The sequence below is a fragment of the Enterobacter sp. 50588862 genome (assembly GCF_001462935.1).
Lineage (GTDB): Bacteria > Pseudomonadota > Gammaproteobacteria > Enterobacterales > Enterobacteriaceae > Enterobacter > Enterobacter bugandensis.
Genome location: NZ_LNHM01000021.1, coordinates 13,277 through 29,008, shown reverse-complemented (window position 1 = coordinate 29,008; position 15,732 = coordinate 13,277). Strand labels below are relative to the sequence as shown.

17 protein-coding genes are annotated in these 15,732 nt (G+C 54.5%); 13 read left to right on the top strand and 4 right to left on the bottom strand.

Going from position 1 to position 15,732, the window contains the following annotated elements:
- Positions 1-2: 2 nt before the first annotated feature.
- The 4 genes from mreD to csrD all read right to left on the bottom strand — a co-directional run bounded on the left by mreD (position 3) and on the right by csrD (position 4,835).
- On the bottom strand, positions 3-491 hold the full coding sequence (mreD, locus tag APT89_RS07975; RefSeq protein WP_008502849.1) for a rod shape-determining protein MreD: 489 nt from the start codon (positions 489-491) through the stop codon (positions 3-5).
- Positions 491-1,507 (bottom strand): rod shape-determining protein MreC, encoded by a 1,017-nt coding sequence (gene mreC, locus APT89_RS07970; RefSeq protein ID WP_028014605.1) that lies wholly within the window; start codon positions 1,505-1,507, stop codon positions 491-493. Before mreC ends, mreD begins: the two co-directional genes overlap by 1 nt.
- Before the next feature lie 61 nt (positions 1,508-1,568).
- Entirely contained in the window at positions 1,569-2,612 is a 1,044-nt protein-coding gene (mreB, locus tag APT89_RS07965) for a rod shape-determining protein MreB (protein ID WP_000913396.1), read from the bottom strand.
- 282 nt (positions 2,613-2,894) lie between these two features.
- Positions 2,895-4,835, bottom strand: a complete 1,941-nt coding sequence (gene csrD, locus APT89_RS07960; protein WP_041907831.1) for an RNase E specificity factor CsrD — start codon at positions 4,833-4,835, stop codon at positions 2,895-2,897.
- 182 nt (positions 4,836-5,017) lie between these two features.
- On the opposite strand from csrD, the gene acuI reads away from it, so the two are divergent.
- The 13 genes from acuI to APT89_RS07895 all read left to right on the top strand — a co-directional run bounded on the left by acuI (position 5,018) and on the right by APT89_RS07895 (position 15,729).
- The gene (gene acuI, locus APT89_RS07955; protein ID WP_041907830.1) at positions 5,018-5,992 is read left to right on the top strand and encodes an acrylyl-CoA reductase (NADPH); all 975 of its coding nucleotides are present in this window, start codon (positions 5,018-5,020) and stop codon (positions 5,990-5,992) included.
- Positions 5,993-6,069: 77 nt separating this feature from the next.
- The gene (msrP, locus tag APT89_RS07950; protein WP_060572029.1) at positions 6,070-7,071 is read left to right on the top strand and encodes a protein-methionine-sulfoxide reductase catalytic subunit MsrP; all 1,002 of its coding nucleotides are present in this window, start codon (positions 6,070-6,072) and stop codon (positions 7,069-7,071) included.
- A complete protein-coding gene (msrQ, locus tag APT89_RS07945; RefSeq protein WP_059354997.1) occupies positions 7,072-7,671 on the top strand; it encodes a protein-methionine-sulfoxide reductase heme-binding subunit MsrQ in 600 nt (199 codons plus the stop codon).
- A 234-nt stretch (positions 7,672-7,905) separates the two neighbouring features.
- A complete protein-coding gene (aroQ, locus tag APT89_RS07940) occupies positions 7,906-8,358 on the top strand; it encodes a type II 3-dehydroquinate dehydratase (protein WP_028014610.1) in 453 nt (150 codons plus the stop codon).
- Positions 8,359-8,379: 21 nt separating this feature from the next.
- Positions 8,380-8,844 carry an acetyl-CoA carboxylase biotin carboxyl carrier protein gene (gene accB, locus APT89_RS07935; RefSeq protein WP_008502856.1) on the top strand — a complete coding sequence of 155 codons (465 nt, stop codon included), beginning with the start codon at positions 8,380-8,382 and terminating at the stop codon, positions 8,842-8,844.
- A 10-nt stretch (positions 8,845-8,854) separates the two neighbouring features.
- On the top strand, positions 8,855-10,204 hold the full coding sequence (accC, locus tag APT89_RS07930; RefSeq protein ID WP_003860388.1) for an acetyl-CoA carboxylase biotin carboxylase subunit: 1,350 nt from the start codon (positions 8,855-8,857) through the stop codon (positions 10,202-10,204).
- 109 nt (positions 10,205-10,313) lie between these two features.
- A complete protein-coding gene (locus APT89_RS07925; protein WP_006178860.1) occupies positions 10,314-10,556 on the top strand; it encodes a YhdT family protein in 243 nt (80 codons plus the stop codon).
- Positions 10,546-11,997, top strand: coding sequence for a sodium/pantothenate symporter (gene panF / locus APT89_RS07920; RefSeq protein WP_060572028.1), 1,452 nt, complete (start codon positions 10,546-10,548; stop codon positions 11,995-11,997). Before APT89_RS07925 ends, panF begins: the two co-directional genes overlap by 11 nt.
- 11 nt (positions 11,998-12,008) lie before the next feature.
- Positions 12,009-12,890 (top strand): 50S ribosomal protein L11 methyltransferase, encoded by an 882-nt coding sequence (gene prmA, locus APT89_RS07915; protein ID WP_041907816.1) that lies wholly within the window; start codon positions 12,009-12,011, stop codon positions 12,888-12,890.
- Between the two features lie 138 nt (positions 12,891-13,028).
- Positions 13,029-13,769 carry a carbonic anhydrase gene (locus APT89_RS07910; RefSeq protein WP_047364752.1) on the top strand — a complete coding sequence of 247 codons (741 nt, stop codon included), beginning with the start codon at positions 13,029-13,031 and terminating at the stop codon, positions 13,767-13,769.
- A gap of 330 nt (positions 13,770-14,099) precedes the next feature.
- Complete coding sequence (dusB, locus tag APT89_RS07905) at positions 14,100-15,065, top strand: tRNA dihydrouridine synthase DusB (protein WP_008502861.1); 966 nt, start codon at positions 14,100-14,102, stop codon at positions 15,063-15,065.
- Positions 15,066-15,088: 23 nt separating this feature from the next.
- Positions 15,089-15,385, top strand: a complete 297-nt coding sequence (gene fis, locus APT89_RS07900; protein WP_000462905.1) for a DNA-binding transcriptional regulator Fis — start codon at positions 15,089-15,091, stop codon at positions 15,383-15,385.
- A 179-nt stretch (positions 15,386-15,564) separates the two neighbouring features.
- The gene (locus APT89_RS07895) at positions 15,565-15,729 is read left to right on the top strand and encodes a DUF2556 family protein (RefSeq protein ID WP_014885446.1); all 165 of its coding nucleotides are present in this window, start codon (positions 15,565-15,567) and stop codon (positions 15,727-15,729) included.
- Positions 15,730-15,732: the final 3 nt, after the last annotated feature.

Sequence of the window (15,732 nt, the reverse complement as noted above, 5' to 3'; positions counted from 1 at the left end):
TTTTATTGCACAGCAAACTGCTGGCGAACCTTACGCATCAGCAGGAATAGCCACGGCCAGAGCACACCGTTTACTACACTACTCCAGAACACTTCCGGTCGGAAAGAGACGTTGATCACTAAAAACTCTGCCCAGAAAACAACGATATCCGCAGCAAGCGACAACAGCATCACGACCAGGGCCTGTTGCCAGAGCGCGAGGTTACGGAAGAGCTGGAATTTCAGTGCGACGAGGTACGCAATAATGCTCATGGACAGGGCGCGCACGCCCAGCGTAGAGCCACTAATGAGATCCAGTATGGCACCCATCACAAAACCCGTGCCGACATTTACGCGATGCGGCAGGGCAAGGATCCAGTAAAGTAAAATGAGCAAGACCCAGTTTGGCCGGAAAACGAGAATGTTATCCGGCCAGGGCATAATCTGCAGCAACAGTGCAATGAGGAACGAGAGCCAGATGACCCAGCGTCCCTGGCTACGATAGCTTGCCACTACTGCCCTCCCGAAGAGAGTTTAGGCGGTGGCGGCGCATCAGGCTGCGGCTGCGTTAACCCGGTTGCCGGCGCAGGCACGGGCGCAGGCGGCCCCATAGAGTCCGCTGGCGGAAGAACCTGCGGCATCATCTGCATCAGGCGTTCGTTCGCCACGCGATGCACCTCTTCAGGCGTCATCGGGTTAGCACCGTTACGATCGGCCCCCCAGAGCAGCAGCAGGTAGCGCAGACGCTGTAAACCGGCGGTTGGACGGGCCTGAATCACGGTGTATGCACGCTGCGTATCCAGCTTAACCGAAGAGACCACCGCAACCGGGTAACCTTCAGGGAAGCGTCCACCGAGACCGGACGTCACCAGCACGTCGCCGACACGGATGTCCGTGTTAGCAGGCAGATGTTCCAGCTGCAGATCGTCCGTGCAGCCGTTACCGGCCGCAATCACGCGGATATCGTTACGCAGGACCTGGATCGGCAGTGCGTGGGTGGCGTCGCAAATCAGCAGCACGCGGCTGGTCAGTTTGGCGACGGCAACGACCTGGCCTACTACGCCCTTATCACTAATGACGGGCTGACCTTCATACACCCCGTTCACGCTCCCTTTGTCGATCACAACCTGATCGCTGTAAGGGTCGTTCACGGTGGAGATCACCTGGGTAACCATCTTCTGCTCGTCCTGACGCAGCGGCGAGCCGAGCAGTTCACGCAGACGCGCGTTTTCCTGCTTGTATTGCCCCAGCATCAGCAGTTCGCTGTTTTTCAGCAGCAATTCCTGGCGTAATGCCCGGTTTTCAAGTTCGAGCTGGTCTCGTGAAGACAGCGTTTGAGAAACGGAGTCGAGCAGTTCACGGGGACCATTTGATATAAAGTAGAAAGGACTGACGGCGGTATCCATGTACGTTCGGATCTGGCTGAACGTACCGAGGCGGCTATCGGCAATTATGACGCCAAGCGCAACCAGAACCGCCAGAATGAGGCGAAACTGTAGCGATGGGCCACGGCTAAAAATTGGCTTCATAGGCTATGCGTATTCTCGTGTCAGAGAGAAAGGGTAGCGATTCGCTACCCTTTCACCATGACTACTCTTCGCTGAACAAGTCGCCGCCGTGCATGTCGATCATTTCCAGCGCCTTGCCACCACCGCGGGCGACGCAAGTCAGTGGATCTTCTGCAACTACGACAGGAATACCTGTCTCTTCCATCAACAGGCGGTCGAGGTTACGCAGCAGCGCACCACCACCGGTCAGAACCATACCGCGCTCGGAGATGTCAGACGCCAGCTCTGGTGGGCACTGTTCCAGCGCAACCATTACCGCGCTCACGATGCCCGTCAGTGGTTCCTGCAGTGCTTCCAGAATTTCGTTGGAGTTCAGGGTAAAGCCGCGTGGAACACCTTCCGCCAGGTTACGGCCACGCACTTCGATCTCACGCACTTCATCGCCCGGATACGCAGAACCGATTTCGTGTTTGATACGCTCTGCGGTGGCTTCACCGATCAGAGAGCCGTAGTTACGGCGCACGTAATTGATGATGGCTTCATCGAAGCGGTCACCACCGATACGTACGGAGGAGGAGTACACCACGCCGTTCAGTGAGATAACGGCCACTTCAGTGGTACCACCACCGATATCCACCACCATAGAACCGGTGGCTTCAGAAACTGGCAGACCTGCACCGATTGCCGCAGCCATTGGCTCTTCAATCAGGAACACTTCACGTGCGCCTGCACCCTGGGCAGATTCACGGATTGCGCGACGTTCTACCTGGGTTGCGCCAACCGGCACACACACCAGAACACGCGGGCTTGGGCGCATGAAGCTGTTGCTGTGAACCTGCTTGATGAAGTGCTGAAGCATTTTTTCAGTCACGAAGAAATCAGCGATAACGCCGTCTTTCATTGGGCGAATAGCGGCGATGTTGCCAGGGGTACGACCCAGCATCTGCTTCGCGTCATGACCCACTGCGGCCACGCTTTTCGGCGAGCCTGCACGATCCTGACGAATGGCCACAACAGAAGGCTCATTCAATACGATGCCTTGTCCTTTTACATAAATAAGGGTATTCGCGGTACCCAGGTCAATGGACAGGTCATTGGAAAACATGCCACGAAATTTTTTCAACATACTAAGGGATAATCCTGAAAGCTGGGGCGGAAAACAAAATCCGCTTACTTTACCAACCACACGCAGCAGCGACAAGGCGCAAAAATCATCTGCAACGGTGAAAATTTGTGCAGTACGTTTCCTGTTGTTACAAATTCATCCCCTGACTCCCTCAGGGCTGAGTAAACAGTCGTGTTCCTCACTGATATTTGTAACCCATTAAAGGTCGTTCACTGGCTTTTTGCTCGACATACTCAAAGCTACAGGCGCGATATTCTACGTGAAAACAACGTAAACGGCAGGTCAAACAGAGTATCTTTGCAAATATTTTTTCACGTTGGTGTCAAGCGGCTGAGAGGCGGCAAAAAAATCGCCCTGACCGCCCGTCACTCCGCGCTCTGTTAACATCTGCCATTCGCCTCTGGAGCGCACGCCTGCGGCAAATACCTGTGTTCGCGTTCCCTTACACGCTTCAACCAGACTCTGAACCAGCAGCTGGTTTTCCGTGCGCTTCTCAATATTCCTTACCAGCCCCGGATGTAGCTTTAATAGCTCCACATCCAGCTCCTTGATCCAGCTGGTACTGACCAGCGTTAAACCCGCCTGCGTTACCGCGACACGGGCACCGAGCGCGTTGATCAAACGGACCACCGGACGCAACCGGCTGATGTGTTGACCCACATCCGCCTCAGCAAGTTCAAAAATAATGCGTTTGCGTTGCGATTTTTCGCATTGCATTAATGTATCACGCAGCCAGCGCTGAAAACGCGGGCGTATTAATGACTCAACGGTAACCTGTAACGCCAGATTCTCTTCAGGCCAGAATGATAAAAATGGAATCAAGCGTGTAATTTGCTGGCGGTCATACTCTTCGGAGAGCCCAAATTGCAGAACCATCGGCAGATATTCCGCAGAAATAACCTCTTCCGTCCCGTCGAAAATACGGCACATCAATTCCCGGTGGTGGACAAAACCGTTCTTCATGACCGCCGGTTTTTGATAAATACGCGGCCCGCCGCGACTCAGCATTTGCTCAATCAAAGTACGCCAGCGCACGTTTCCACGCCCTTTTTCAGGCAGCGAATCATCATAGACCGCCCATCCGTTCGCCCCTTGCAATACCGCGTTGCGGGTGGCCGCTTCCGCATGCTCCATCACCTGCTCTGTCGACTGTCCGCCGCGCCAGGCGCAAATCCCCATATGGACCATATCGTCTCTGTCGAGCATTTTGCTCTGCGGCAGCGCGTCGACGGCCTTAAGTAGCTGGCTGGCAATGCTTTCTGATTCCTTCAACGTGCGATGCGGAAGCAATACGGCAAAGTCGCTGCGGTGGTAGCGGGCCAGCAGCGCCCCCGGATAGCGCATAATAAAGGTGGAGAGCAGGTTGATCAGCGTAAAGAGATTTTCTTCCGCCGCCCGCTGCCCCCATGTGTCGCGCAGCAGATCGAAATCGGGCAGGCGAATCATCATCACCACCCCGTGCGTGCCCACTTTTTCCGGATCGTCGAGCAGCGTGGCGAGTTGATTGTCAAAGAAAAGGCGGTTGTTAAGGCCGGTTTTATTATCCTGCGCGGCATAAGAGCGGATCAGCGTATCCATTCGGCTGCGCTGGTCGCTGGCAAACTGGATCTCTGAGAGCAGCGTATCCAGCGCGCTGCTGGCGCGTGAGGGCCATTCATGGACCGAGCCGCGAACCTGCGGGCCGCGTTCACCGTTCAGGATACGCACGGAACGGATCTCCAGCAGTTCCTGGCCTGAAAGCTGGCGGCGCAGCCAGCGGACCGCGAGAAAAATCAGCAAAATAATGAAGGCGACGGCAACAGTGAGCGGCGCGGTGGTCATCATAGAACGGAAATAGCTGGCCATCGGATCGAGGTAGACCATGTGTATGGTCATCCCCGGATTTTTGAGGGAGTGCACCGTTACTTCCCGATACTGGCTCACCACGCCCGCAGGTCGATAGCTGTCCTGTCGTTCATGGCTTAAAACCGGATGCTTTCCCTGCTGGATGTCGACCTGAATAATATCAACCGGCACCATCAACTCATCCAGCTCCCGGGATAGCTCAGGAAGTGGAGTGGTCAACAGACGCGTATCAATGACCGACGCAACGGACTGCACCCGGTTGACCAGTTTGTCCTGAATGGCGTTATAAAAGCTCAGAGAGCAACCAAGAAGCGTGACAAAGATGGTAAGCCCCGTCAGCAGGGTGATAAAAGCCGAGAACTTCGTCGTTAATCGCATCCTTGAGATTACTCCGTGGGTTGATGGGGTAGCGAGTAAGCGCTAACTTGCATTTCAAATGCGGCATACTACCAAACCTGGCGTATCTGGCAATTTATTGCGTTAAATCGGCATTGCTTTACCCTGAGCGAGTATAGTCTTCAGGAACTCTTTTCCAATCATCTGAGCCGTGAGGACCCCGTATGCAGGCTTTAATCTTAGAACAGCAGGACGGCAAAACGCTTGCCTCAGTACAGGCCGTAGAAGAGACTCGCCTGCCGGAAGGCGACGTCACCGTCGACATCGACTGGTCCAGTTTAAATTATAAAGATGCGCTGGCGATCACCGGCAAGGGTAAAATCATCCGAAATTTCCCTATGGTGCCGGGTATTGATTTTGCTGGCCGGGTTCATAGCAGCGAAGATCCCCGTTTTCATGCGGGCCAGCAGGTGCTGCTCACCGGCTGGGGCGTGGGCGAAAATCACTGGGGCGGGCTGGCAACGCAGGCGCGCGTGAAGGGCGACTGGCTGGTGCCTATGCCGAAAGGCATAGATGGCCGCAAAGCGATGATCGTTGGTACCGCAGGCTTTACCGCCATGCTGTGCGTGATGGCGCTGGAAGAGGCGGGTGTTCGCCCCGAGTCGGGTGAAATTGTTGTGACCGGGGCCAGCGGTGGCGTGGGCAGCACGGCGGTCACGCTGCTGCACAAGCTGGGTTATCAGGTTGCGGCGGTTTCCGGCCGTGAAAGCACGCATGATTATCTGCGCCAGCTCGGCGCCAGCCGCATTCTTGGCCGCGATGAGTTTGCCGAGACCCGCCCGCTGGAAAAACAGGTCTGGGCAGGTGCGGTGGATACCGTCGGTGATAAAGTGCTGGCAAAAGTCCTGGCGCAGATGAACTACGGCGGCTGCGTGGCAGCCTGCGGCCTGGCGGGCGGATTTGCCCTGCCAACGACCGTCATGCCATTTATTCTGCGTAACGTCCGCCTGCAGGGCGTGGATTCCGTGATGACGCCTGCGGCTCGCCGCGCAGAGGCATGGGAGCGTCTGGTGCGCGATTTGCCGGAATCGTTCTATACCCAGAGCGCTACCGAAATTACGCTCAGCCAGGCACCTGAATATGCCAGTAAGATCATGGATAACCAGTTCCACGGCCGCGCGCTGGTGAAAATCGCCTAATCTTCAAATTTTCGTGACATATTCGCGCTAACGCTTCTCCTCCGTCATGCTTAGAAAAACGCATGACGGAGGATGCCATGAAAAACCGAAAACTGACGGAAGCCGACGTAACGTCTGAATCTGTCTTTATGTTACAGCGCCGCCAGATCCTGAAAATGCTTGGCATCAGCGCCACGGCACTGACGCTCTCTCCAGCGGCACACGCCGACCTGCTCGGCTGGTTTAAAGGCAACGATCGCCCTAAGGCGCCTTCCGGTGCCCCGCTTACCTTTACCAAACCCGCCGAATGGCAAAACACGCTGGCGCTCACGCCGGAAGATAAAGTCACCGGCTACAACAACTTCTACGAATTTGGTCTGGATAAAGCCGATCCTGCCGCCAATGCCGGCAGCATGAAAACCGATCCGTGGACGCTGAAAATCGACGGTGAAGTGGCAAAACCTCTGACGCTGGACCATCACGATCTGACCACCCGCTTCCCGCTTGAGGAGCGTATCTATCGCATGCGCTGCGTAGAGGCCTGGTCGATGGTGGTCCCCTGGGTAGGCTTCCCGCTGCATAAGCTGCTGGCGATGGTTGAACCCACCAGCAACGCAAAATACGTCGCCTTCCAGACGCGCTACGCCCCGGACGAGATGCCGGGCCAGAAAGACCGGTTCATCGGCGGCGGGCTGGAGTATCCATACGTTGAAGGGTTACGTCTTGACGAAGCCATGCATCCCCTTACCCTCCTGACCGTCGGCGTTTACGGCAAGGCGCTTCCGCCGCAGAACGGTGCCCCCATCCGTTTAACCGTGCCGTGGAAATACGGTTTCAAAGGGATTAAATCGATCGTCAGCATTAAGTTGACCCGCGAACGTCCGCCGACGACATGGAACCTGGCGGCGCCGGGTGAATACGGCTTCTTCGCCAACGTGAACCCGCATGTGGATCATCCCCGCTGGTCGCAGGCGACGGAACGCTTTATTGGCTCCGGCGGCGCGCTGGACGTGAAGCGCCAGCCCACGCTGCTGTTTAACGGGTATGCGGATGAAGTGGCGTCCCTTTACCGTGGCCTCAATTTACGGGAGAACTTCTGAGTGCGTTTAACGGCAAAGCAGATTACCTGGCTGAAAGTGCTGCTGCATTTAGCCGGGATACTTCCTTTTATCTGGCTGTTCTGGGCGGCCAGCCAGGGCCTCTTTAGCGCCGATCCGGCAAAGGATATCCAGCATTTTACCGGTCGGATGGCTCTGAAATTTTTGCTGGCCACCTTGCTCGTCTCGCCGCTGGCGCGCTACGCTAAACAGCCATTATTGATACGCACCCGTCGGCTTTTGGGGCTATGGTGTTTTGCCTGGGCGAGCCTGCACCTCACCAGTTACGCCCTGCTGGAACTGGGAATTAACAATCTGACACTGCTTGGCCGCGAGCTGGTAACACGCCCTTACCTGATGCTGGGCATTGTTAGCTGGCTGATCCTGCTGGCGTTAGCGCTGACATCCACGCAATATGCGCAGCGAAAGCTGGGCCGTCGCTGGCAGTTGCTGCACAACTTCGTCTATCTTGTCGCGATCCTCGCCCCCATTCATTATCTGTGGTCGGTGAAGATCCTCTCTCCGCAGCCGGTCCTTTACGCGCTGGCAGCCGTGGCGCTTTTAGCATGGCGTTACAAGAAGTTCCGCCAGTGGTTGCGATAGTTCGCGAAACTGTGCGTTTTCCCGCAGATTACCTCTCAACCGCAAATCTTTTTTGGATTGCGGTTGATAATCTTCCCTGATAAGACCAGTATTTAGCTGCCAAATGCTACGAAATCGTTATAATGTGCGACCTTGGTTCGCCTGACAGCGGTTTTAGGCCTCTGAAAAGGTGACATTTGCGCTTCGAGGGTATATTTTGTTTTTTACCCGAAAATCGCAGGAGATAGCGGCATAATGACTGATAAGTTCCACATCTTAGTTTTAAACGGACCGAACCTGAACATGCTCGGCACCCGTGAGCCAGAGAAGTACGGCACGCTGACATTGAGCGAAATTGTTAACCGTCTGAGCACGGAAGCAGCCTCGCTGAATGTGGATTTGGATCATTTTCAGTCAAACGCGGAGTACGCAATCATCGACCGTATTCATCAGGCTAAAGACACTGTGGACTATATCCTGATCAATCCGGCCGCGTTTACGCACACCAGTGTTGCTATCCGCGACGCACTGCTCGCGGTGAGTATCCCGTTTATCGAGATCCACCTGAGTAACGTGCACGCCCGAGAGCCGTTCCGCCACCATTCGTATCTGTCGGATATCGCTGCTGGCGTTATCTGCGGACTGGGCGCAGACGGCTATTCATACGCTTTACAGACAGCGGTAAAACGCTTGTCACAATCACACTAAACAAGAGTACGGAACCCACTCATGGATATTCGTAAGATAAAAAAACTGATCGAGCTGGTTGAAGAATCAGGCATCTCCGAACTGGAAATTTCTGAAGGCGAAGAGTCTGTACGCATCAGCCGTGCAGCCCCAGCCGCTAGCTTCCCGGTAATGCAGCAAGCTTACGCTGCGCCAGTGCAGCAGCCTGCGCTTTCCGCAGCCGTTGCGCCAGCAGCAGCTGAAGCCGCACCTGCCGCTGCAGCAGAAATCAGTGGTCACATCGTACGTTCCCCAATGGTTGGTACTTTCTACCGCACCCCGAGCCCGGACGCGAAGGCGTTCATCGAAGTGGGTCAGAAAGTCAACGTAGGCGATACCCTGTGCATCGTTGAAGCGATGAAAATGATGAACCAGATCGAAGCTGACAAGTCAGGTACTGTGAAAGCGATTCTGGTCGAAAGTGGTCAGCCGGTTGAATTTGACGAGCCGCTGGTCGTCATCGAGTAACGAGGCGAACATGCTGGATAAAATTGTTATCGCCAACCGTGGCGAGATTGCACTGCGTATTCTTCGTGCCTGTAAAGAACTGGGCATCAAGACCGTGGCCGTGCACTCAAGCGCGGATCGCGATTTAAAACACGTATTGCTGGCGGATGAGACGGTCTGTATTGGCCCGGCTCCGTCCGTAAAAAGCTATCTGAACATCCCGGCTATCATCAGCGCCGCTGAAATCACCGGCGCGGTGGCAATTCATCCGGGTTACGGCTTCCTCTCTGAGAACGCCAACTTTGCTGAGCAGGTTGAACGCTCTGGCTTTATCTTCATCGGTCCGAAAGCCGACACCATTCGCCTGATGGGCGACAAAGTGTCTGCAATCACCGCAATGAAAAAAGCCGGTGTTCCAACCGTGCCAGGCTCTGACGGTCCTCTGACCGACGACATGGATGCTAACCGTGCTCATGCTAAACGCATTGGCTACCCGGTTATCATCAAGGCGTCCGGCGGCGGCGGCGGTCGCGGTATGCGCGTTGTGCGCAGCGATGCTGAACTGGCGCAGTCCATCTCCATGACCAAAGCGGAAGCGAAAGCGGCTTTCAGCAATGACATGGTGTACATGGAAAAATACCTGGAAAACCCACGCCACATCGAAATTCAGGTGCTGGCTGACGGTCAGGGTAACGCGATCTATCTGGCAGAACGTGACTGCTCCATGCAGCGTCGTCACCAGAAAGTGGTCGAAGAAGCGCCAGCGCCGGGCATTACCCCGGAACTGCGTCGCTACATCGGCGAGCGTTGCGCCAAAGCGTGCGTCGATATCGGCTATCGCGGGGCGGGTACCTTTGAGTTCCTGTTCGAAAACGGCGAGTTCTACTTCATTGAGATGAACACCCGTATTCAGGTTGAACACCCGGTTACCGAAATGATCACCGGCGTTGACCTGATCAAAGAGCAGCTGCGTATCGCAGCCGGTCAGCCTCTGTCCATCAAGCAGGAAGAAGTTGTGGTGAAAGGCCATGCGGTAGAGTGCCGTATCAACGCCGAAGACCCGAACACCTTCCTGCCAAGCCCGGGTAAAATCACGCGTTTCCACGCGCCGGGTGGCTTTGGTGTGCGCTGGGAGTCTCATATCTACGCTGGCTACACCGTACCTCCGTACTATGACTCAATGATCGGTAAGCTGATCTGCTACGGCGAAAACCGTGACGTGGCGATTGCCCGCATGAAGAACGCCCTGCAGGAGCTGATCATCGACGGTATTAAAACCAACGTTGATCTGCAGATGCGTATCATGAGCGACGAGCACTTCCAGAATGGTGGAACGAATATCCACTACCTGGAGAAAAAACTCGGCCTGAACGAGAAGTAAGAGAGCTGTGTTGCTAAAAGGCCGGATTATCCGGCCTTTTTTTATTTCTGGGGATCGCAAAGCCCCATCATGTACAATCCCTGCTTTCTGCATCCACAAGGGACAAAAAATGGACAAACGTTTTGTTCAGGCCCATAAAGAAGCGCGCTGGGCGCTGTGGCTGACCCTTCTCTATCTTGCCGCATGGTTAGTAACTGCTTACTTACCTGACTCCGCTATTGGCATCACCGGCCTGCCGCACTGGTTCGAAATGGCCTGCCTGCTGGTACCGCTAGTGTTTATTCTGCTGTGCTGGGCAATGGTGAAATTCATCTATCGCGATATTCCGCTGGAGGACGATGATGCAGCTTGAAGTCATTCTGCCGCTTGTCGCATACCTGCTGGTCGTGTTTGGTTTATCCATTTACGCCGTGCGCAAAAGAACGACCGGTGCTTTTCTGAACGAGTATTTCCTCGGCAGCCGTTCGATGGGCGGCGTTGTGCTGGCAATGACGCTGACCGCGACCTATATCAGCGCCAGCTCGTTTATTGGCGGCCCCGGTGCGGCCTACAAATACGGGTTAGGCTGGGTACTGCTTGCTATGATCCAGCTGCCTGCCGTCTGGCTCTCCCTCGGTATTCTTGGTAAGAAATTTGCCATTCTGGCGCGCCGCTATAATGCCGTCACGCTCAACGACATGCTGTTTGCCCGTTACCAGAGCCGCTTACTGGTGTGGCTGGCGAGCTTAAGCCTGCTGGTGGCCTTTATTGGCGCGATGACGGTACAGTTTATCGGCGGGGCACGCCTGCTGGAAACGGCGGCCGGGATCCCTTACGAGACAGGCCTGCTTATCTTCGGGGTAAGCATCGCGCTCTATACCGCGTTTGGCGGGTTCCGCGCCAGCGTGCTGAACGATACGCTGCAGGGAATGGTCATGCTCATCGGCACGATTGTTCTGCTGGTGGGGATTGTTCATGCCGCGGGTGGACTCACTCATGCGGTGGAAACCCTGGAAGCGATTGACCCGAAACTGATTTCACCGCAGGGCGCGGATGATATCCTCTCGCCGACCTTTATGACCTCGTTCTGGGTGTTAGTCTGCTTCGGGGTGATTGGTCTGCCGCATACCGCCGTGCGCTGTATCTCCTATAAAGACAGTAAAGCCGTTCACAAGGGCATCATCATCGGGACGATTGTGGTCGCGGTCCTGATGTTTGGTATGCATCTGGCAGGTGCGTTAGGGCGCGCGGTGATCCCCGACCTTACCGTGCCGGATCTGGTGATCCCGACGCTGATGGTAAAAGTGCTGCCGCCCTTCGCCGCCGGAATTTTCCTCGCAGCGCCAATGGCCGCCATTATGTCGACCATTAACGCCCAGTTACTGCAAAGTTCCGCTACGATCATTAAAGATCTCTATCTGAACCTGCGCCCTGAGCAGGTTGAAAATGAACGTCGCCTGAAGCGGATGTCTGCCGTCATTACGCTGGTGTTAGGAGCTTTGCTGATGTTAGCTGCATGGCGTCCGCCGGAGATGATCATCTGGCTGAACCTGCTGGCGTTTGGTGGGCTTGAAGCCGTTTTCCTGTGGCCGCTGGTATTAGGTCTTTACTGGGAACGCGCGAACGCTGCAGGCGCGCTGAGCGCGATGATTGTTGGCGGTGTGCTGTATGCCATCCTTGCGACATTTAAGATTCAGTATCTGGGCTTCCATCCGATTGTGCCTTCGTTACTGCTAAGTTTACTGGCGTTTGTGGTGGGGAACCGTTTCGGTCAGCCCGCCCCACAACCCGCTATGATTTCTACTGATAAATAAAGAGTTTTGCCATGCCGTGGATCCAACTAAAACTGAACACAACCGGCGCGAACGCCGAAGAGCTAAGCGATGCGCTGATGGAAGCCGGCTCTGTCTCCATCACCTTTCAGGACACGCACGACACGCCGGTCTTTGAACCGCTGCCGGGCGAAACGCGCCTGTGGGGTGATACCGACGTGATCGGCCTGTTCGATGCCGAAACCGACATGAAAGAGGTGGTGGCGATTCTGGAAAACCATCCGCTGCTGGGTGCAGGCTTCGCGCATAAAATCGAACAGCTGGAAGACAAAGACTGGGAACGCGAGTGGATGGACAATTTCCATCCGATGCAGTTCGGCAAACGTCTGTGGATCTGCCCAAGCTGGCGCGAGGTTCCCGATGAAAACGCGGTGAACGTGATGCTTGACCCAGGCCTGGCGTTTGGCACCGGCACCCATCCAACCACGTCTCTGTGCCTGCAGTGGCTGGATGGTCTCGATCTGGATGGTAAGACGGTGATCGACTTCGGCTGCGGTTCCGGGATCCTCGCGATTGCCGCTCTGAAACTGGGCGCGGCGAAAGCCATCGGGATCGATATCGATCCGCAGGCCATTCAGGCCAGCCGCGATAATGCCGAGCGTAACGGCGTGTCCGATCGTCTGGAGCTCTACCTGCCGGAAGCGCAGCCAGAAGCCATGAAAGCCGATGTGGTGGTCGCAAACATTCTCGCGGGCCCACTGCGTGAACTGGCGCCATTAATCAGCGTGCTGCCGGTTGAGGGCGGTCTGCTGGGACTTTCCGGCATTCTGGCAAGCCAGGCGGAGAGCGTTTGCGAAGCCTACGCCGATCTCTTTGCGCTCGACCCGGTCGTCGAGAAAGAAGAGTGGTGCCGCATAACCGGTCGTAAAAAATAAGTATTTGGCGTGGTCCTCTGACCACGCCTTTTCTCCTCGAATATTCCTCCCGCCCCTGGCCTGCCTCCGGTAAAATAACCCCACAAATCATATTGATAAATTTTGATTTGGATAATAAAAATTCACGGGAAGAATATTATGAAACACGTTTATAGCAAGGCAGCGCTGTTAGCGCTGAGCATGATCTCGGCTTCAGCATGCGCATCACACTGGAGCTACAAAGGAGAAAGTTCACCTGAGCACTGGGGCGAACTGGATGAGGCCTACAAGACCTGCCAAAGCGGGATGAACCAGTCCCCGATTGATATCGATTCCACCGTTAACGCCCATCTTTCCCCGCTGCAAACGCACTACGTTGACGGCCCTGTGACGCTGACAAACAATGGCCATACTATTCAGGCAAGCGAGCAGGCCGACACTCGCGACACTATTACGCTGGATAAGCAAACCTGGACATTACAGCAGTTCCACTTCCACGCGCCGAGCGAAAACACCGTGCACGGCAAGCATTACGCGATGGAGATGCACCTTGTGCATAAAAATGCGAAGGGGGAACTGGCGGTGGTCGCGGTCATGTTCGACAAAGGGGCAGAGAACCGTGAGCTTGATAAACTGTGGGACGTTATGCCTCAGCAGGCTGAGCTGAACGTCTCCATCAAGCAGGAGCTCAACCTGAATAAGCTGCTGCCGGAAGATAAAACGTACTGGCGCTTTAGCGGCTCGCTGACAACGCCACCGTGTTCAGAAGGCGTCACCTGGATCGTGCTTAAGCATCCTCTGACGGTGTCCGCCGGGCAGCTCGAGAAATTCACCCACACAATGCATCACGATAATAACCGGCCGGTACAGTCCCTCCATGGTCGTGTTATCCTCGAATAACGTCTATTTTTTGCCCTGAGATCATGTTCTAAAATGCGACGCAGATCGCAAAGAAGTGGGGAAATCTGCTGTTAAAAACAGCAGATTATCCCGCTCATCTGTCGCATTTATTCAGAAATGATGAGAAGTTACGGGAAATTGTAAGCGCACATAAAATAGCCATCATCGCATAACTCAATGATTTAAATAATGAATAATTTTAAACGAAAAGATTGCGCGGCGATTCCTTGATCTACAACAGTGGATTGTTCAAAGTTTGGCCTTTCATCTCGTGCAAAAAATGCGTAATATACGCCGCCTTGCAGTCACAGTATGGTCATTTCTTAACTCATGCGCATCGGACACCACCAGCTTAGAAATCGCCTGATCGCAGCCCCAATGGCAGGTATTACCGACCGGCCGTTCAGGACGCTGTGCTATGAGATGGGAGCCGGTTTAACCGTATCCGAGATGATGTCGTCTAACCCGCAGGTTTGGGAAAGCGATAAATCCCGCCTTCGGATGGTGCACATTGATGAACCAGGTATTCGCACCGTGCAAATTGCCGGAAGCGTGCCTGAAGAGATGGCAGATGCCGCGCGTATTAACGTGGAAAGTGGTGCCCAGATTATTGATATCAATATGGGTTGCCCGGCCAAAAAGGTGAATCGCAAGCTTGCAGGTTCAGCCCTTCTGCAATACCCCGACCAGGTGAAAGCTATCCTGACGGCGGTTGTCAGCGCAGTGGACGTTCCTGTTACGTTGAAGATTCGCACGGGTTGGTCGCCGGAACACCGTAACTGTGTAGAGATTGCCCAACTGGCCGAAGATTGTGGTATTCAGGCCCTGACCATCCACGGACGCACTCGCGCCTGTTTGTTCAATGGTGAAGCTGAATACGACAGCATTCGGGCAGTTAAGCAGAAGGTTTCCATTCCGATTATCGCGAATGGCGACATAACTGACCCGCTTAAAGCCAGGGCTGTACTCGACTATACGGGAGCTGATGCTCTGATGATAGGACGTGCAGCTCAGGGAAGACCCTGGATCTTCCGGGAAATCCAGCATTATCTGGACACTGGGGAGCTGCTTGCCCCACTGCCTCTGGCAGAGGTAAAGCGCTTGCTTTGTTCGCATGTTCGGGAACTGCATGACCACTACGGTCAGGCAAAAGGGTACCGAATTGCGCGTAAACACGTCTCCTGGTATCTCCAGGAGCACGCTCCAGATGACCAGTTTCGGCGCACATTCAACGCCATTGAGGATGCCAGCGAACAGCTGGAGGCGTTGGAGGCATACTTCGAAAATCTTGCGTAATGAAATAAAGAGCTGACAGAACTATGTTCGAACAACGCGTAAATTCTGACGTACTGACCGTTTCTACCGTTAACTCTCAGGATCAGGTAACTCAAAAGCCCCTGCGTGACTCGGTTAAACAGGCACTGAAGAACTATTTTGCTCAACTGAATGGTCAGGATGTTAATGACCTGTATGAGCTGGTACTGGCTGAAGTTGAACAGCCACTGTTGGACATGGTGATGCAATACACCCGCGGTAACCAGACCCGCGCTGCGCTGATGATGGGTATCAACCGTGGTACTCTGCGTAAGAAACTGAAAAAATACGGCATGAACTGATACTAATCAGTTAAATGCTTGTTTAAAAAGGCGCTACCTGGCATGGGGATGCGCCTTTTTTATTGTCTTATTCTTTCACCGTCAACGCTTTGTAAACCTTTGCTTATCCCGCTTTTAAACCGCTTCTTTTCGTGTATATTTCCACCACTTCAGTGGCTCTCTTCTCGCGGAATGACACAATGATTCGTAAATACTGGTGGCTGGTCGTCTTTGCAATCTCCGTTTTCCTTTTCGATGCCCTCCTGATGCAGTGGATTGAACTGATGAGCACCGAAACCGACAAGTGCCGCAATATGAACTCCGTCAATCCGCTGAAATTAGTGAACTGTTCAGAACTCGATTAACAC